The sequence below is a fragment of the Actinoallomurus sp. NPDC052274 genome (assembly GCF_040679475.1).
GTDB lineage: Bacteria > Actinomycetota > Actinomycetes > Streptosporangiales > Streptosporangiaceae > Actinoallomurus > Actinoallomurus liliacearum.
In genome coordinates, this window is record NZ_JBFAUT010000039.1 from 44208 (window position 1) to 60281 (window position 16074).

Sequence of the window (16074 nt, forward strand, 5' to 3'; positions counted from 1 at the left end):
CCGGTCACCGGGCGGTACGGGAGTAACAGGGGCCGCCCGGAGGCGGCCCCTGCTCGTGCTGGTCCCTCGGTCGCGTACGTCAGGTGATCGTGACCGTCGGGCTCGTGGTGAAGACGCCGGTCGCGGTGCCGGTCGGGCTGATCGTGCCGCAGGCGGCGTTCCCGGAGAACGGCACGCTCGCGTTGGTGAACGTCGCCTTGCCGGTCGTGTTGTTGTAGCTCGCCGTGATCGGCGCCGCGGCGGTCGGGGCGCCCGTCACGACGCAGCCGGGCAGCGTCGTCGTCGAAACCGTCACGCCCGCCTTGGGGATCGTGATCTTGACCGACGTCGGGCTGGCGATGGCCAGCAGCGTCCAGCTGCCGTTCGTGTGGTTCGCGGTGATCGTGGCCGTGCCGCCGAAGTTGTCGGTGCAGCCGGTGAAGGTCGGGTCCGGGCTGATGTTGACCGGGCCGTAGCCCGACGCAGGGGTCGTGAACTTGATGGTCGAGCCGGTGCAGGTCACCGAGAAGGACAGGCCGGACAGGGTGCCGGCGAACTTCACGCTGCTGCTGGTGGCGGTGATCGCGGTGCTGGTCGGGCTGACGCCCGCCGCGTAGGCGACGCCGCCCATCATGGCGACCAGGGCGCCCGCCCCGGTGACGGTCGCGGCGAGCTTCGCCGTTCTGGAGATCATGTGCGTACCTCTCGTGAGGGGGCCGGGACCGGCGTCACCGGTCTCGGGTGTTGCGGGTGGTGGCGAGTTGTCGGGACAGTGGGACGGTGCGGTGCCAGGGGGGTGACGGCCTCCTTCCGTGGATCAGGAATGCGCCCCCGCGCCGACGCTGAGAATCGCGGGCAGGTCGAGGCTGTTTCCGGAGGCCGACGGCAGGCCCATGGTCGAGTTGATGACCCCGTCGAGGATTCCGCCGAGGCCGCAGCCGTGGGCCTTGGGCACGGACAGGGTGTCGTCCTTGATCTCGACGTTCAGGGGCTGCCAGCCGAGCTGCGGGTCGTGCGCCGAGCCACCGGACTGGTCGGCCGGCGCCAGGCTCGCGGTGATCGGCCCGATGACGCAGCTCGTGCCGAGCAACTGGTTGTTGAGCTGGATGTTCAGCGTCGCGGTGGCCTGCAGGCCGCTGGGGCCGAATCCGACGGTCACCGGCCCGGCCAGCGACTGGGTGATCGTGAGCTTGTTGAACGGCAGCATCGCCGCCGGGGTCATCCCGAGGACCGGGCCGATGAGCGGCAGGGTGCCGATGATGCCTCCCGGCACGTCGACCGGGACGGACTCCAGCTCCGACCCGGTCAGCGGCGGTTGCAGGGTCGCCGCGCCGGAGCCCAGCGAGGTGACGTAGCCGGTGACGCGCAGCGCGCCGGGCGGCATCGTCTGGCTGAAGCCACCGATCTTCACGCTGCCGCCCGTCGTGATCTGGGTCTGGCAGATGATCGCCGAGGTGGGGCAGCGCCCCTGGAAGGACGCGGCGACGCGCGGGGTTACGCCGTCGACGAGCGGCGGGGCGGCGGCGTGCGGCGAGCCGGACGGTGGCGCGGAGGGGTTCAACCGGCCGACGGCACCCTTGCCCGCCTCGGTGAACCACAGCGTGCTTCCGGGCCCCTTGACGATGCGCATGGGCGCCGCCAGGGCGTCCGGCAGCGGATACTCGGAGATCTTCTTGGACGCGGGCACGATCTTGCCGACGTTGCCGGCCGCGGCCTCGGTGAACCACAGGTTGCCGTCCGGACCGGCGGTGATTCCCTCAGGAGCGGAGTTCGCGGTCGGCACCGCGTACTCGGTGATGGCACCGGTCCCGGGGACGATCCGGCCGATCTTGCCGACGCCGGGCTCGGTGAACCAGACCGCCCCGTCCGGGCCGGCCGCGATGCCGCCCGCCGCCGGGTTGCCCGACCCCGCCGAGTCGGGCGAGTAGGTGGTGACGTTCCCCGTCGCCGGGTCCAGGCGGCCGATCGACCCGCCGTTCGTGTCGGTGAACCACAGCGCCTTGTCGGGGCCCGTGGTGATCGCGTACGGCGACAGGCCGACGGTGGCGTAGGCGGTGACGGCGCCGGAGGAGGTGATCCGGCCGACGGCGCTGGACGGACCGCCGGCGAACCACATGGCGCCGTCCGGGCCGGCCGTGATGTCGGTGAGCTGGCCGCCCGCGAAGCTCACGTCTCCGGTGGTCGGCACCTCGTACGCGGTCACCGCGCCGGTCGTGGGGTTGACCTTCCCGACCCGCGGCACGGCGGTGGACGCGTCGGTGACCCACACCGTGCCGTCCGACGCGGTCGCGGCGCCCTCCGGTACGGCCACGTGGTGCTGCGAGTTCGCCGGGACGGGGAACTCCTTCACCGCGCCGAGGGCGTCGACGCGGCCGAGCCCCCGCGCGTGCTCGGTGAACCACACGCTGCCGGCCGGCCCGGCCGTCAGGCCCAGCGGGGTGCTGTCGGGGATGCTCGCCGAGAACTCGGTGACCGTTCCCGTGGCGGCCTCAGCGGGAACGTACGGGAGTGTCACGGCGAGTGCGGCCAACAGGACCGCTCCCGTTCTGGATCCACGATGGCGCATGCCACCGCCTCCTTGGGACTCATCCCCCGAGGACGATTTTCGGTACGAAACTTGTCGGTAACAAACGAGCTTCCTGCAAATAGAAACCGTACGGTGTCTCATGTCAACCACGGCCGGGCCAACGGCCGGATCCGGCCGCCGCCGCACCGAATCGGGGGCCCGGCCGCCATTTACGCGTGCACCGGCAGGCGGTAGACAGCCTGATGACGGGGCCACCGACGGGAGGTCACCCATGCGCGACGGAGCCTCGGAACGCGGGCGCTCGGGCGGACCGGATGCGGACACCGCCGCGGCGCGCCGGACACGGCCGACGGATGCGGACGCGGCCGCGGCGCGGCGGGCACGGTTGATGGACGCGCTCGTCGCCGTGGTGGCCGAGCGCGGATTCCCCCGGACGACGGTCGGCGAGGTGACGGCCGCGGCCGGGCTGCCCGCCAGTGCCTTCCACGCCCACTTCGCCGACCTCGAGGAGTGCTTCCTGGCGGCGTACGAGCGCGGCACGCACGTCCTCCTGGCCCGGACCGAGGCCGCCTACCAGGCGGAGTCGTCCTGGCCCACGGCGGTCCGCGCCGGGTTACGGGCGGCCCTCGAACTGGCGGCCGCCGACCCGGCGTTCGCCCGGATGTGCGTCATCGACGCGAGCACGGCGGGCCCGCGCGTGCGCCGGGCGAGGCTGGCGTTCCTGGCGAGGTTCCGGTCGTTCCTCGGCGGACCCGGCATCCCGCGGATCCCCGACGAGATCCGGAACGCGATCATCGGCGGGGTCTACACGATGGTCTACAACCACGTGGAGGGCGACCGGACCGCCGAGCTCCCCGACCTGGCGGACCCGCTCACCGACTTCCTGCTGGCGTTCTACCGCGAGGGTCGATCGCCCGCGTCCAGCTGGGCCGCCGCCTCCTCGTGACCGAGGGGCAGCGACGCGAAGTAGACCAGAGACGGCAGCATCGCCGGTAGGCGGTCGCCCTCCCCCGCCTCCACCGCCGCGTAGACCGCTCCGTAGATCCCGCCGATGATGGCGTCGATGACGACCGTGGGCAGGGACGGAAGGTCGTACGCCGGGTCGGTGAAGAACTTACGGAAACGCGCGAGGTGCTCGATCCGCGCCTTGCGCAGCCGGGGCCCGGCCGCGTTGACCTCGACCAGGGCGAACCGGGCGAACCGGGGCTCGGCGGCCAGCAGTTCCAGCATGGCCCGCAATCCGCCCCGGATGCCCTCCGGCCAGGAGGGCGCGGCGTGGTACGCGTGCGCCATCCGGTCGAGGAGGATGCCGGTGCCTCGCTGGTACGCCGCGAGGAAGCAGTCGTCCATCTCGGTGAAGTGGACGTAGAACGTCTTCTTCGTCACCCCGGCGGCTTCGGTGATCTTGCTGATCGTCGTACGCGGGTAGCCGTGTTCGGCGACCACCTGGACGAAACCGTCGATGAGCCGGTCCCGCTGGATGTCGGCGACGGTCTCCGGCGGCAGCCCGTGCCGCCCCGGCTTGATGGCCCGGCCGGGCTCCAGGGCGGAGCGTGATCCGGGCATGACCGGCTCCCCGCCGGTCACCGCCGGGAGGGCCGGAGCCGGACCGGTCGCCGCCGGAAGGGGCGGCGCTTGACCGGTCGCCGCCGGCCGTTCGGACTGCCTCGCCATGAAATCCGCGCGTTTCTCCGTGAACCGTGAACCGGGAAGCCGGTCGTCACCTACCGTCCGGCTCACACTACTTGGGGGCCTCGAAGCCGAAAGGCTACCTTCCGCACCTCGGGAACGCACGAGGTCTCGGCCCGGCCCGGCCGGGACACGCGGTTTCGTTCATTCTCGCGCGGACCGCACACCATCGCGCGGCCGGAGCGCCCCTGTCGCGGTCGGGACGTCACCGGCGGCCTTCACACCCATGCGACCAGTCCCCGGAACGAAGCCGCCATCCAATAAGTCGAAACAGTCCGATAACACACTTGTAGAACAGCCATTGCACGGCCGCGATCCGGCTTCTATGGTGAGGGCACCACGCGGTTTCCTCTTTCCTATTCCCATCGAATCAACATCAACGCGCTCCGGCGTACGAGTCGGCCTACGACGCCTGGTGGTGATGTTCTTAGCCGCATAAGTGCTCCAGCAAGCCCTGCTCTTGAGCGGGCGTAGGCGCAAGCCGGAACCGCATGCCCGCACCCTAACCACCACCACCACCGACAATCCAACTGGATCCGAAGCGCCGGATGATTCGGCGACATCACCGTCGGAAACGTGCAGTTCGGGTTCGAGATAACGTTCTCGAGCGGCGGCCTGAATTTCACAACCAACAGTTACTCGGTCTCATTCGGCTGACGAAAGGCGGACGGTTGAGGGCCGGTTCTCCGCCCGGCCCTCGCCCGGCGACCATGCGGGTGGTTTGGACGGATCTGTCCGGAGCACAGCAGCCTCATGCGGACGGAAGCCTCCCCCGACCATCCCGGGCGCCCTGACGACACCGAGCGTCCCGTGCGGCACCGCTGGCAGGCGCTGTCGATCTGCCTCGTCGCGGCCTTCATGACCCTCCTCGACGTCAGCATCGTCAACGTCGCGCTGCCGTCCATCCGCACCGGCCTGCACGCGTCGCCGGACGGGCTGCAGTGGATCCTCAGCGGGTACGCCCTGACGTTCGGCCTCGTCCTGGTCCCCTCCGGGCGGCTCGGCGACGCGCGCAGCCGCCGGGCGGTCTTCATGGCCGGCCTGGTCGTGTTCACCCTGGCCAGCGCCGCCGCCGGCATCGCGCAGAACATCGCCTGGCTGGTCGCCGCCCGGCTCGTTCAGGGTGTGGCGGGCGGCATGCTGAACCCGCAGATCGCGGGCCTGATCCAGGTGATGTTCCGGGGGTCGGACCGGGGCCGGGCGTTCGGGGCCCTCGGGGCCACGATCGGCATCGCCACCGCGGCGGGCCCCATCCTCGGCGGCGCGATCATCGCCCTCGCCGGGGCGCAGGAGGGCTGGCGGTGGGTGTTCTACGTCAACGTCCCGGTCGGGCTGATCGCGCTGCCGCTGGCCTGGCGGCTGCTGCCGGCGCCGAGCCGGGCGAGCCGTCCGCAGAGCCTGGACCCGATCGGCGTCCTGATCCTCGGCGTCGGCGTGGTGGCCCTGCTGCTCCCGTTCGTCCAGGAGGAGCAGTGGCACGGCAGCGCCAAATGGCTGCTGGTGCCCGCCGCCGCCGTACTGCTGGCGGCCTTCCTGTGGTGGGAGCGGCGGCACCGCGAGCCGATGATCGACCTCAGCCTGTTCCACCACCGCTCGTACGCGCTGGGCTCCACGATCGCGCTGCTGTACTTCGCGGGGTTCACCGCCGTCTTCTTCATCTTCACGCTGTACCTGCAGAACGGCCTGCGCTACAGCGCGCTCGAGGCCGGGCTGGCGATCACGCCGTTCGCGGTCGGGTCCGGCGCCGCGGCCGCCGTCGGCGGCCGGATCGTCTCGCGGTTCGGCCGGCCGCTCGTGGCGGTCGGTCTCGTGCTCGTCGGAGTGGGGCTCGCGGGCGTACTCCTCGCCGTGCACTTCGACTCCGGCCGGCAGGTGGCCCTGGCCACCGCGGCGCCGTTCCTCCTGGCGGGAGTCGGCAGCGGCCTGGTGATCGCCCCCAACCAGACGATCACTCTCTCGGAGGTGCCGCCCGAGGGCGGCGGCAGCGCCGCCGGCGTGCTCCAGACCGGCCAGCGGATCGGCACGGCGGTCGGCATCGCGGCGGTCGGGGCGGTGTTCTTCGCGGCGGTGCGCGGCACGCGCGGCGGCTGGGCGGTGGCGTTCCAGCACGGGCTGTTCGTCATCCTCGCCTTCGTGGTCGCCGCGCTGCTCGCCGCGTTCGCCGACCTGTTCATGGGGCGGCGTTCGGTGCGCCATCCGGGCCGCCACGCACGTCACCACGCGAACCGCGGCCACGCGCACGGCCACCCGGTCACGCGCGGTTAGCGAGGAAAGTCCCGGGTAGGGCAGCGCGCATGACGGAGATCTACCTCCGAGTGAACGGCGAAAAGCGCTCCGTGGTCGTCGACAACCGCGTCTCGCTGCTGGATCTGCTGCGCGAACACCTCGGCCTGACCGGGACGAAGAAGGGCTGTGATCACGGGCAGTGCGGCGCCTGCACGGTGCTGATCGACGGGCGGCGGGCCAACGCCTGCCTCGCGCTGGCCGTCGCGCAGGACGGCGCCGAGATCACGACGGTCGAGGGGCTGGCCGACGGGACCGGCCTGCACCCGCTGCAGGCCGCGTTCCTCGCCCGGGACGCGTTCCAGTGCGGCTACTGCACGCCCGGCCAGCTCTGCTCCGCGGCCGGGCTGCCCGCCGAGGCGGGGCCGAGCGCGGTCACCGCGGACCTCACCGCCGATCCCCCGCTCACCCCCGAGGAGATCCGCGAGCGCATGAGCGGCAACCTGTGCCGGTGCGGCGCCTACGTCAACATCGTCGCCGCGATCCAGGACGTGGCCGGGTGAAGCCGTTCGAGTACGCGCTGGCCCATGACGCGGCCGAGGCGGTCGGCGCCTACCGGCCGGGCACCATGTACCTCGGCGGCGGCACCAACCTCGTCGACCTGATGCGACTCGGCGTCGCCCGGCCGGACCGGCTCGTCGACGTCAGCCGCCTCCCGTACGACCGGATCGAGGAGACCGACGGCGGCCTGCGTGTGGGCGGCGCGGTACGCAACACCGACCTCGCGCTGCACCCCGCCGTCCGCGCGCGCTACCCGATGGTGACGCGGGCCGTGCTGTCCGGGGCGTCCGGTCAGGTCCGCAACATGGCCACCGCCGCCGGCAACCTGCTGCAGCGGACCCGGTGCCCGTACTTCCAGGACGTCTCCAAGCCGTGCAACAAACGCGACCCGGGCTCGGGCTGCCCGGCGATCGACGGCGACCACCGCAACCTGGCCATCCTCGGGTACTCGGACCAGTGCGTGGCCACCCACCCGTCGGACCTGGCGGTGGCCCTCACGGCCCTCGACGCGCGCGTCCTCGTCACGGGGCCGGGCGGCGACCGGACCATCCCCATGCCGGGGCTGCACCGGCTGCCCGGCGACGAGCCGCACCGCGACACCGTGCTGGAGGCCGGCGACCTGATCACGGCGGTGGAGCTGCCGCCGCCCCCGCCCGGGGCCTCCCGCTTCCACAAGGTGCGCGAGCGCGCGTCGTTCGCCTTCGCGCTGGTCTCCATCGCCGCGGTGCTCGACATGGCCGAGGATGGAACCGTACGCGACTGCCGGATCGCGCTCGGCGGCGTCGCCCACGTGCCCTGGCGGGCCCGCCGCGCCGAGCGGGCGCTGCGCGGCGCGCCGGCCCGCGAGGAGGAGTTCGTCCGGGCCGCCGACGCGGAGCTCGACCAGGCCCGGCCGTTGCCGCACAACGGCTACAAGGTGCCGCTGGCCCGCAACCTCATCGTCCGCACACTCGTGGAGCTCGTGAGATGAATCGCGTCGAGGGCCTGGAGAAGGTGACCGGACGGGCGACGTACGCGTACGAGTACACCGCCCCGAACGTCGCGTACGCCCATCTGGTCCAGTCGACCGTCGCGCGGGGACGGATCCGCTCGATCGACGCCGCGGCGGCGCTGGCGACGCCCGGCGTGCTGGCCGTGCTGTCCAGCGACGATCCCCCGGCTCTCGCCGAGGACGCCGAGCCGCAGCTGCGGTTGCTCCAGGACCGTACGGTCGCCTACCACGGGCAGATCGTCGCCCTGGTGGTCGCCGAGACGCTGGAGATCGCCCGCGCCGCCGGGGAGGCGCTGCGGATCGAGTACGACGCCGAGCCGCACGACGTGCGGCTGCGCCCGGACCACCCGGCCGGGTACCGCCCGGAGAAGGTCAACCCGGCGCTCCCCACCGACACCGAGTACGGCGACGTGGCCGCCGGGCTGGCGGGCGCGGCGGCCACGGTCGACGCGACGTACACGACACCCGTCCAGCACAACAACCCGATCGAGCCGCACGCCGCCCTCGCCGTCTGGGACGACGACGGCGGGCTGACGGTGTACGACTCCACCCAGGGCGCGTCCGCCGACCGGGACACGATCGCGGCGGTCCTCGGCCTGCCCGCCGAGCGGGTCCGGGTGGTCGCCCCGCACGTCGGCGGCGGGTTCGGCAGCAAGGGGACCACCCGGCCGCCCGCGATCCTGGCCGCGCTCGCCGCCCGGGCCGTACGCCGGCCCGTCAAGATCGCCGTGACGCGCCAGCAGATGTTCGACGTCACCGGGTACCGCACGCCGACCATCCAGCGGCTGCGGCTGGGCGCCGACGACAGGGGGCGGCTCACCGCCGTGGCGCACGACGTGATCGAGCAGACCTCCACGGTCACCGAGTTCGCCGAGCAGACCGCGACGCCGACGAGGGTCATGTACGCGACGCCCGCGATGCGCACGACGCACCGGCTGGTCCGGCTCGACGTGCCGACCCCGTCCTGGATGCGCGCGCCCGGGGAGTGCCCCGGCATGTACGCGCTCGAGTCGGCCATGGACGAGCTCGCGCACGCCGCTGGGATGGACCCCATCGAGCTGCGCGTCGTCAACGAGCCGGACACCGAGCCCGAGAGCGGATTGCCGTTCAGCTCCCGGAACCTGGTCGCGTGCCTACGGGAGGGCGCCCGCCGCTTCGGCTGGGATCCCGAGGACCGGGAACCGGGCGTCCGCAGGGACGGCCGGTGGCTCGTCGGCACCGGCGTCGCCGCCTCCACCTACCCTTCCAAGCGCCGCCCGGCACAGGCGAGCGTCACCGTCGAGGACGACGGGTTCGCGGTCCGGATCGCCGCCGCCGACATCGGCACCGGCGCCCGTACCGCCCTGACCCGCATCGCGGCGAACACCCTCGGCGTGTCCCCGGACCGGGTGCGCGTCGAGGTCGGCGACAGCGCCCTGCCGCGGGCCCCGCTGGCGGGCGGGTCGATGGGCACCGCCTCCTGGGGCTCGGCCGTCGTCAGGGCCTGCGAGGCGCTGCTGAAGAACGGCGAGCACGGGACCGCCGACACCACCGAGGACGTCGAGGGCGACTCGGAGCTGGCCCGGCACGCGTTCGGCGCGCAGTTCGCCGAGGTCCGGGTCGACACGGACACCGGCGAGGTACGCGTCCCGCGCCTGCTCGGCGTCTTCGCCGCCGGGCGGATCATCGACCCGGACCTCGCCCGCTCGCAGTTGATCGGCGGCATGACCATGGGCCTCGGCATGGCGCTGCTGGAGGAGACCTTCGTCGACGAGCGGTTCGGCGACTTCCTCACCGACGACCTCGCGCAGTACCACGTCGCCGCCTGCGCCGACGTGCCCGACATCGAGGCCGCCTGGATCGACGAGGACGACCCGTACCTCAATCCGATGGGCGCGAAGGGCGTCGGGGAGATCGGCATCGTCGGCACCGCCGCGGCCATCGCCAACGCCGTCTTCCACGCCACGGGCCGGCGCGTCCGCGACCTGCCCATCACTCCCGCCAAGCTCGTGAGGAGCCGCCATGACCGAGCGAAGCGAGGGAATCGACAAACACAGCCCCCTGGTCACTCCACCGACGAAGGAGGCCCCATGACCGAGCGAAGCGAGGGAGTCGACAAACACAGCCCCCTGGTCACTCCACCGACGAAGGAGGCCCCATGACCGAGCGAAGCGAGGGAATCGACAAACACAGCCCCCTGGTCACTCCACCGACGAAGGAGGCCCCATGACCGAGCGAAGCGAGGGAATCGACGAACACAGCCCCCTGGTCACTCCGCCGACGAAGGAGGCCACATGACCGAACGTGATCTTCCGGACCGGGGCCAGCCGGCGAACCCGGAAGAGGTCGTCCACGCCGATCCGATACCGGACGAGACACCGGGCATCGAGGAGCCGGAGGCCGACTTCATCGAGCAGCGCCTCGATACCGCCGGGGAAGAGGAGGAGGGCTCCACGGAGCCGCCGCCCGGCGAGGAGCTTCCGCTCGACGCCAACGAGGCCGACGTCCTCGAGCAGCAGGCCACCGCCCGCGCCGACGTCGACGAGGACTACCGCTGACCGTCGGCCGCCGCCGGGCGCACGTTTTGGATCCCCGCCTCGGGTAGGGGTCGCGCGAGCAGGGGAAAGCGCACGCCGGGGTACGCCTGGTGAGGAGGGTGAGATGTCCGAAGGACGGAACGAGAACGGAGAGTCAGACCAGTTCGAGGAGTTCCTGGCCCGATTCTTCGGGGCGGGTGCGCCCCGGCGGCCCACGAACCGCGTCAACATCGCGCGGTTCATGACCGAAGGCGCCCGGGAGCTCGTCCGCGACGCCGCCGTCAAGGCGGCCGAGTGGGGCGGCCCCGATCTGGACACCGACCACCTGCTGTGGGCGACGACCCGTCAGGACGTGACCCGGCACCTGCTGGACCGTGCCGGCGCCGACCCGGAGACGCTCGCCCGGCAGGCCGCGGAGCACGTCCGGCGCGGCCCGGCCCGCGAGGACATCTCCGCGCGGCTCACGCCCTCCGCCAAGCGGGCGCTGCTGGACGCCCACCAGATCTCCCGTGCCCTGGAGTCCTCCTACATCGGCCCGGAGCACATCCTGTTCGCGCTCGCGGCCAATCCCGAGTCGGCGGCCGGTCGCCTGCTCCTGGCCGCGCGGATCACGCCGGAGTCCCTGCGGTCGGCGATCGGGAGCGCGCCCGGCGGCCCCGCCGCGCATCCGCCGTCCGACACGCCCACCCTGGACCAGTACGGGCGCGACCTCAGCGCGATGGCCGCCGAGGGCAAGGTCGACCCCGTCGTCGGCCGCGACGAGGAGATCGAGCAGACCATCGAGGTGCTGTCCCGGCGCACGAAGAACAACCCGGTCCTGATCGGCGATCCCGGGGTGGGCAAGACCGCGATCGTCGAGGGCATCGCCGAGCGCGTCGTCGAGGGCGAGGTGCCGGAGACGCTGCGCGGCAAGCGCCTGATCCAGCTCGACCTGGCCGGGCTGGTCGCCGGGACCCGCTTCCGCGGCGACTTCGAGGAGCGGCTGAAGAAGGTCGTCGAGGAGATCAGCACGCACGCCGGCGAGATCCTCGTGTTCATCGACGAGATCCACACGATGGTGACGGCCGGCGGCGCCGAGGGCGGCATGAGCGCCGGGAACATGCTCAAGCCCGCCCTGGCGCGCGGCGAGCTGCACGTCATCGGCGCGACGACCGTGGACGAGTACCGCAAGAACATCGAGAAGGACGCCGCGCTCGAACGCCGCTTCCAGCCGATCCTCGTGCCCGAGCCGAGTCCCGAGGACTCCGTCGAGATCCTCTGCGGGCTGCGGGACCGCTACGAGGCCCACCACCAGGTGCGGTTCACCGACGAGGCGCTGACCGCCGCGGTCGACCTGGCCGGCCGGTACCTCACCGACCGGTTTCTGCCGGACAAGGCGATCGACCTCATCGACCAGGCCGGCGCCCGCGTCCGGCTGCGCACGACGACCCCGGGCCGCGACGTACGGCGCCTCGAGGAGGAGCTGGACCATCGCCGCCGGGAGAAGGACCAGGCCGTCGCGGACGAGAAGTACGAGAAGGCCGCCGCCCTCCGCGACCAGATCGTCGAGCTCGAGGAGCGGGTCGCCGCCACGACCGGTGAGGACGACGAGGCCGCGACGGTGCCCGAGGTCACCGCCGAGGACATCGCCGAGGTCGTCTCGCGGATCACCGGCATCCCGGTCGCCCAGCTCACCGTGGAGGAACGCGAACGTCTGCTCCGCCTCGAGGAGCACCTGCACCAGCGGGTCGTCGGCCAGGACGAGGCGGTCGCCGCGGTCGCCGAGGCGGTCCGCCGCTCCCGCGCGGGTCTCGGCGACCCGAATCGGCCCATCGGCAGCTTCCTGTTCCTGGGGCCGACCGGCGTCGGCAAGACGGAGCTGGCCCGCGCGCTGGCCGAGGCCCTGTTCGGCAGCCAGGACCGGATGGTGCGCTTCGACATGAGCGAGTTCCAGGAGCGCCACATGGTCAGCCGGCTCACTGGCGCGCCGCCCGGCTACGTCGGCTACGAGGAGGCCGGGCAGCTCACCGAGGCCGTACGCCGCCGCCCGTACTCGGTGGTGCTGCTGGACGAGATCGAGAAGGCGCACCCGGACCTCTTCAACGTCCTGCTGCAACTGCTCGACGACGGGCGCCTCACCGACGCCCAGGGCCGTACGGTCGACTTCCGCAACACCGTCATCATCATGACCAGTAACCTCGGCTCCGACGTGATCGGCACCGGCGGGCTGGCCACCGGCTTCTCCGACGCGGGCGGCGCGGAGGACACGTCGCTGCGCGACCGGGTCATGCGGCGGCTGCGCGAGGCGTTCCGCCCGGAGTTCCTGAACCGCGTCGACGAGATCATCGTCTTCCGCCGCCTCGACGCCGAGCAACTGCGGCGGATCACGGACCTGCTGCTGGACGAGACCCGGCGCCGCCTGCGCGCGCAGAACCTGTCGATCGAGTTCACCAAGGAGGCGGTGGACTGGCTCGCGCGCCGGGGCCACCAGCCGGAGTTCGGCGCGCGGCCGCTGCGGCGCACGATCCAGCGAGAGATCGACAACCGCCTGTCCAGCATGCTGCTGGGCGGCCGGCTGGGCCCCGGCGACGACGTCCGGGTGACCGTCCACGACGACCGGCTCGAGTTCTCGGTGCGGAACCCGAGCGGCGACCCCACGAGCGCCCCGGCCCACCGACCGGCCTGAGCCGGCACCGGACCAAGCCGGGGGGCCGCGCCCCTCCGGCCCGGTCGGCGGACCATCGTCTCGGACGCCGGCCGCCGGGAGTGCGCCCACGCGTCCGGTCGGCGGGCCGCCGTCTCCGGCGTTGGAGGCGGTCAGCCGGCCGCCGTGGCCGCTTCGTCGCAGGCGGCGGCCCGGTCCAGGAGCAGGGTGCGCTCCCGGTCGTTGCGGGTCAGCGACGCGGCGCGCTCGAACTCCGCGCGGGCCTCCGCGGACCGGCCGAGCCGGGCCAGGAGGTCACCGCGCACGCTCGGCAGCAGGTGGTAGCCCCGCAGGGCCGGCTCCTCGGCGAGCCCGTCGACGATGCCGAGGCCCTGCTCCGGGCCGTACGCCATGGCGACCGCGACCGCGCGGTTCAGCTCGACGACGGGGGACGGCGTGACCGTCCCGAGCGCCTCGTAGAGAGTGGCGATGCGCGCCCAGTCGGTGTCCTCTGCGGTCGGCGCCTGGGCGTGGCAGGCGGCGATCGCGGCCTGCAGCATGTACGGGCCGATCCCCCCGCCGGCCTTCTCGGCCCGCAGCAGCGCCGCGAATCCGCGGCGGATGAGCAGGTGGTCCCACCGCGCGCGGTTCTGGTCGAGGAGCTGGATCGGCTCCCCGGACGGGCCCACCCGCGCGCGCAGCCGGGAGGCCTGGATCTCCATCAGCGCGACCAGGCCGTGGACCTCCGCCTCCTGGGGCGTCAGCTCGGCGAGGACCCGGCCGAGCCGCAGGGCCTCCTGGCAGAGCGCCGGCCGCGTCCAGTCGTCTCCCGCCGTGGCGGAGTACCCCTCGTTGAACACGAGGTAGAGGACCTCCAGGACGGAGGACAGGCGAGCGGCCCGCTCGGCCTCCGGAGGCACCTCGAACGGGACCTTCTTCTTGGCGAGCGTCCGTTTCGCCCGGACGATCCGCTGGGCGACGGTCGCCTCGGGGACGAGGAACGCCCGCGCGATCTCATCGGTGGTCAGCCCGCCCAGCAGCCGGAGCGTGAGCGCCACCCGCGCCTCCGTGGACAGCACCGGATGGCACGAGATGAACATGAGGCGCAGCAGGTCGTCGCCCAGGTCCTCCTCGATCGCGGCCTCCAGCTCGGCGTCGGTCGGGTCCTGACGCGTCTCGAGGTCGCGGCCGATCTCCTGTTGCTTCAGCTCGAACCGCTTCTCCCTGCGGATGCGGTCGATCGCCCGGTGCTTGGCGGTGGCCATGAGCCAGGCGCCCGGGTTGTCCGGGACGCCCTCCTCCGGCCACTGTTCGAGGGCGGCGACGAGCGCGTCCTGCGCCAGCTCCTCGGCGACGCCGACGTCACGCATCATCCGGGTGAGGCCGGCGATGATCCGCGCCGACTCGAGCCGCCAGATCGCGTCGATCGTCCGGTGCACATCCGAGGTCGTCACGCAGCCGATCAGAGCATCGAGGTCACGCCGAGCGCAACCCGTCGCGACGCCGTACGGCCCGCGGACGCGAGCCGACACGGCCCCGGCGACGCGCGGTCGCCGGGGCCGTGTCGATTTCTCCTGGGGCTTCCGGGGTTACTGCGGCGGACCGAAGACCTCGCGGATCTCGCCCTCGCCGTCACCGACGATCTGCCAGAACCGCTTGGACAGCTCGATGGCCTCCTCCTTCGAGCGGACCTCGATGAGAGCGAAGCCGACGACGGCCTCCTTCGCCTCGGTGAAGGGCCCGTCGGTCACGGTGATCTTTCCGCCCTCGGACTTGATGTAGGTGCCCTCGGGGTTCAGTCCGCCGGTCGCCAGCAGCACGCCCGCCCGGGTCATCTCGTCGATGAACTTGCCCATCTCGACCATGAGCTTCTCGTCCGGCGGCCCGCCCGCCGACTGGTCCTTGGTCATCATGAGGAACCGCATCGTCGTGATCTCCTTCTTCTCCGGAGGTGGCGCCGGACTACCCGGCCGCCCTCTCGGGCGCCTCTGCCAACGCGTCGAACGGGCATCGCCCGGATCGACACATATCGGGAAGAACTTTTCTACCGCGCTGACCAGGGGCGGAAGGAATCTCGAAAAAAATCCGAGCGAGCTGTCGATCGGGGCGGACGCCGTTCGACGCGTGAGCAGCGGCCGGGAAGACGCCGTCACAGTTCATCGGAAGGAAGACGCCATGCTCGCCACCGACACCACCGCCACCCCCCGTACGATCGCCGCTTCGCGCACGACCGGCGGGCGCGCCCTGAGCATCACGCTGTGGACGATCCAGATCCTGCTGGCCGCCTTCCTGCTGATCGCCTCGGCGGCGCCCAAGTTCGCGGGCCAGCGGGACGCGGTGGAGACGTTCGCGAAGATCGGCTGGGGTCAGTGGTTCCGGTACGTCACCGGCGTGGTCGAGGCCGCCGGCGCGATCGGCCTGCTCATCCCCCGGCTCGCCGCCTGGGCCGCGCTCGGTCTGATCGGCCTGATGATCGGCGCGATCATCACGCAGGTGTTCGTCCTGGTGCCCGCCTTCGCGGCGCTCCCGGCGGTGTTCGGCGTGTTGTTCGCGGTGATCGCCCGGGTGCGCATGGCGCAGGCCGTCTCCCCGGCCGCCCTGTTCAGGCGCTGAAGACGACGGTCCCGCACGACGACGGGCGCCGCCATCAACGGGCCGGTCGGCCGCTCCTCTGCCGGGACGCGCCGACCGGCCCTCGCCGCTGGGAACGGGAGCGCATGCGCCGGCGCTCCTCCTCGTCGGCGCCGCCCCAGACGCCGTAGCCCTGTGCGGTCTCCAGGGAGTAGCTCAGGCAATCCGAGCTCACCGGGCACCGTCCGCAGACCGCCCGCGCCTCGGCGACCTGCTCCGGAGTCTGCCGCCCGTTCCCGATCGGGAAGAAGAGCTCCGGGTCGACCTTCTGGCACTCTGCGCGGTTCATCCACGTGACGTCGAAAAGCATGAGGGGTCCCAACGGTGTGTTTGG

14 protein-coding genes are annotated in these 16074 nt (G+C 72.3%); 8 read left to right on the top strand and 6 right to left on the bottom strand.

Annotated elements, in window-relative coordinates; translation table 11 throughout:
* Nucleotides 1-79 precede the first annotated feature (79 nt).
* Both AB0K82_RS28635 and AB0K82_RS28640 read right to left on the bottom strand, forming a co-directional pair.
* Nucleotides 80-673 carry a hypothetical protein gene (locus AB0K82_RS28635; protein WP_364402782.1) on the bottom strand — a complete coding sequence of 198 codons (594 nt, stop codon included), beginning with the start codon at nucleotides 671-673 and terminating at the stop codon, nucleotides 80-82.
* Nucleotides 674-796: 123 nt separating this feature from the next.
* Nucleotides 797-2545 carry a hypothetical protein gene (locus AB0K82_RS28640; RefSeq protein ID WP_364402785.1) on the bottom strand — a complete coding sequence of 583 codons (1749 nt, stop codon included), beginning with the start codon at nucleotides 2543-2545 and terminating at the stop codon, nucleotides 797-799.
* Nucleotides 2546-2777: 232 nt separating this feature from the next.
* Here AB0K82_RS28640 and AB0K82_RS28645 point away from each other — a divergent pair, with 232 nt between their 5' ends.
* Nucleotides 2778-3452: a TetR/AcrR family transcriptional regulator gene (locus tag AB0K82_RS28645; RefSeq protein ID WP_364402788.1), complete on the top strand. Its 675-nt coding sequence runs from the start codon at nucleotides 2778-2780 to the stop codon at nucleotides 3450-3452.
* On the opposite strand, the gene AB0K82_RS28650 is transcribed toward AB0K82_RS28645, so the two are convergent.
* On the bottom strand, nucleotides 3401-4072 hold the full coding sequence (locus tag AB0K82_RS28650) for a TetR/AcrR family transcriptional regulator (RefSeq protein WP_364402790.1): 672 nt from the start codon (nucleotides 4070-4072) through the stop codon (nucleotides 3401-3403). The genes AB0K82_RS28645 and AB0K82_RS28650 overlap by 52 nt on opposite strands.
* A gap of 876 nt (nucleotides 4073-4948) precedes the next feature.
* On the opposite strand from AB0K82_RS28650, the gene AB0K82_RS28655 reads away from it, so the two are divergent.
* From AB0K82_RS28655 to AB0K82_RS28680, 6 genes are all read left to right on the top strand, one after another.
* Nucleotides 4949-6460, top strand: a complete 1512-nt coding sequence (locus tag AB0K82_RS28655; RefSeq protein ID WP_364402792.1) for an MFS transporter — start codon at nucleotides 4949-4951, stop codon at nucleotides 6458-6460.
* A 29-nt stretch (nucleotides 6461-6489) separates the two neighbouring features.
* Nucleotides 6490-6981 carry a 2Fe-2S iron-sulfur cluster-binding protein gene (locus AB0K82_RS28660; protein ID WP_364402794.1) on the top strand — a complete coding sequence of 164 codons (492 nt, stop codon included), beginning with the start codon at nucleotides 6490-6492 and terminating at the stop codon, nucleotides 6979-6981.
* Entirely contained in the window at nucleotides 6978-7949 is a 972-nt protein-coding gene (locus AB0K82_RS28665; protein WP_364402797.1) for a xanthine dehydrogenase family protein subunit M, read from the top strand. The genes AB0K82_RS28660 and AB0K82_RS28665 overlap by 4 nt, the downstream gene beginning before the upstream one ends.
* A complete protein-coding gene (locus AB0K82_RS28670) occupies nucleotides 7946-10111 on the top strand; it encodes a xanthine dehydrogenase family protein molybdopterin-binding subunit (protein WP_364402800.1) in 2166 nt (721 codons plus the stop codon). Before AB0K82_RS28665 ends, AB0K82_RS28670 begins: the two co-directional genes overlap by 4 nt.
* A gap of 132 nt (nucleotides 10112-10243) precedes the next feature.
* Nucleotides 10244-10507 carry a hypothetical protein gene (locus AB0K82_RS28675; protein ID WP_364402803.1) on the top strand — a complete coding sequence of 88 codons (264 nt, stop codon included), beginning with the start codon at nucleotides 10244-10246 and terminating at the stop codon, nucleotides 10505-10507.
* A gap of 103 nt (nucleotides 10508-10610) precedes the next feature.
* The gene (locus AB0K82_RS28680; protein WP_364402805.1) at nucleotides 10611-13151 is read left to right on the top strand and encodes an ATP-dependent Clp protease ATP-binding subunit; all 2541 of its coding nucleotides are present in this window, start codon (nucleotides 10611-10613) and stop codon (nucleotides 13149-13151) included.
* 131 nt (nucleotides 13152-13282) lie between these two features.
* Here the strand turns inward: AB0K82_RS28680 and AB0K82_RS28685 are convergent, their stop codons facing one another.
* Both AB0K82_RS28685 and AB0K82_RS28690 read right to left on the bottom strand, forming a co-directional pair.
* Nucleotides 13283-14563, bottom strand: a complete 1281-nt coding sequence (locus tag AB0K82_RS28685; protein WP_364402808.1) for an RNA polymerase sigma factor — start codon at nucleotides 14561-14563, stop codon at nucleotides 13283-13285.
* Nucleotides 14564-14698: 135 nt separating this feature from the next.
* Entirely contained in the window at nucleotides 14699-15034 is a 336-nt protein-coding gene (locus AB0K82_RS28690) for a YciI family protein (protein WP_364402810.1), read from the bottom strand.
* Between the two features lie 250 nt (nucleotides 15035-15284).
* Between AB0K82_RS28690 and AB0K82_RS28695 the strand changes: the two genes are divergently transcribed.
* Nucleotides 15285-15722 (top strand): DoxX family protein, encoded by a 438-nt coding sequence (locus AB0K82_RS28695; protein ID WP_364402813.1) that lies wholly within the window; start codon nucleotides 15285-15287, stop codon nucleotides 15720-15722.
* Nucleotides 15723-15756: 34 nt separating this feature from the next.
* On the opposite strand, the gene AB0K82_RS28700 is transcribed toward AB0K82_RS28695, so the two are convergent.
* Nucleotides 15757-16050, bottom strand: coding sequence for a WhiB family transcriptional regulator (locus AB0K82_RS28700; RefSeq protein ID WP_364402816.1), 294 nt, complete (start codon nucleotides 16048-16050; stop codon nucleotides 15757-15759).
* Between the last annotated feature and the right edge of the window lie 24 nt (nucleotides 16051-16074).

Excerpts from the sequence above, each read along its gene's own strand:
- AB0K82_RS28635 (WP_364402782.1), bottom strand. The coding sequence starts at position 673 with ATGATCTCCAGAACGGCGAAGCTCGCCGCGACCGTCACCGGGGCGGGC.
- AB0K82_RS28640 (WP_364402785.1), bottom strand. The coding sequence starts at position 2,545 with ATGCGCCATCGTGGATCCAGAACGGGAGCGGTCCTGTTGGCCGCACTC.
- AB0K82_RS28645 (WP_364402788.1), top strand. The coding sequence starts at position 2,778 with ATGCGCGACGGAGCCTCGGAACGCGGGCGCTCGGGCGGACCGGATGCG.
- AB0K82_RS28650 (WP_364402790.1), bottom strand. The coding sequence starts at position 4,072 with ATGCCCGGATCACGCTCCGCCCTGGAGCCCGGCCGGGCCATCAAGCCG.
- AB0K82_RS28655 (WP_364402792.1), top strand. The coding sequence starts at position 4,949 with ATGCGGACGGAAGCCTCCCCCGACCATCCCGGGCGCCCTGACGACACC.
- AB0K82_RS28660 (WP_364402794.1), top strand. The coding sequence starts at position 6,490 with ATGACGGAGATCTACCTCCGAGTGAACGGCGAAAAGCGCTCCGTGGTC.
- AB0K82_RS28670 (WP_364402800.1), top strand. The coding sequence starts at position 7,946 with ATGAATCGCGTCGAGGGCCTGGAGAAGGTGACCGGACGGGCGACGTAC.
- AB0K82_RS28675 (WP_364402803.1), top strand. The coding sequence starts at position 10,244 with ATGACCGAACGTGATCTTCCGGACCGGGGCCAGCCGGCGAACCCGGAA.
- AB0K82_RS28680 (WP_364402805.1), top strand. The coding sequence starts at position 10,611 with ATGTCCGAAGGACGGAACGAGAACGGAGAGTCAGACCAGTTCGAGGAG.
- AB0K82_RS28690 (WP_364402810.1), bottom strand. The coding sequence starts at position 15,034 with ATGCGGTTCCTCATGATGACCAAGGACCAGTCGGCGGGCGGGCCGCCG.
- AB0K82_RS28695 (WP_364402813.1), top strand. The coding sequence starts at position 15,285 with ATGCTCGCCACCGACACCACCGCCACCCCCCGTACGATCGCCGCTTCG.
- AB0K82_RS28700 (WP_364402816.1), bottom strand. The coding sequence starts at position 16,050 with ATGCTTTTCGACGTCACGTGGATGAACCGCGCAGAGTGCCAGAAGGTC.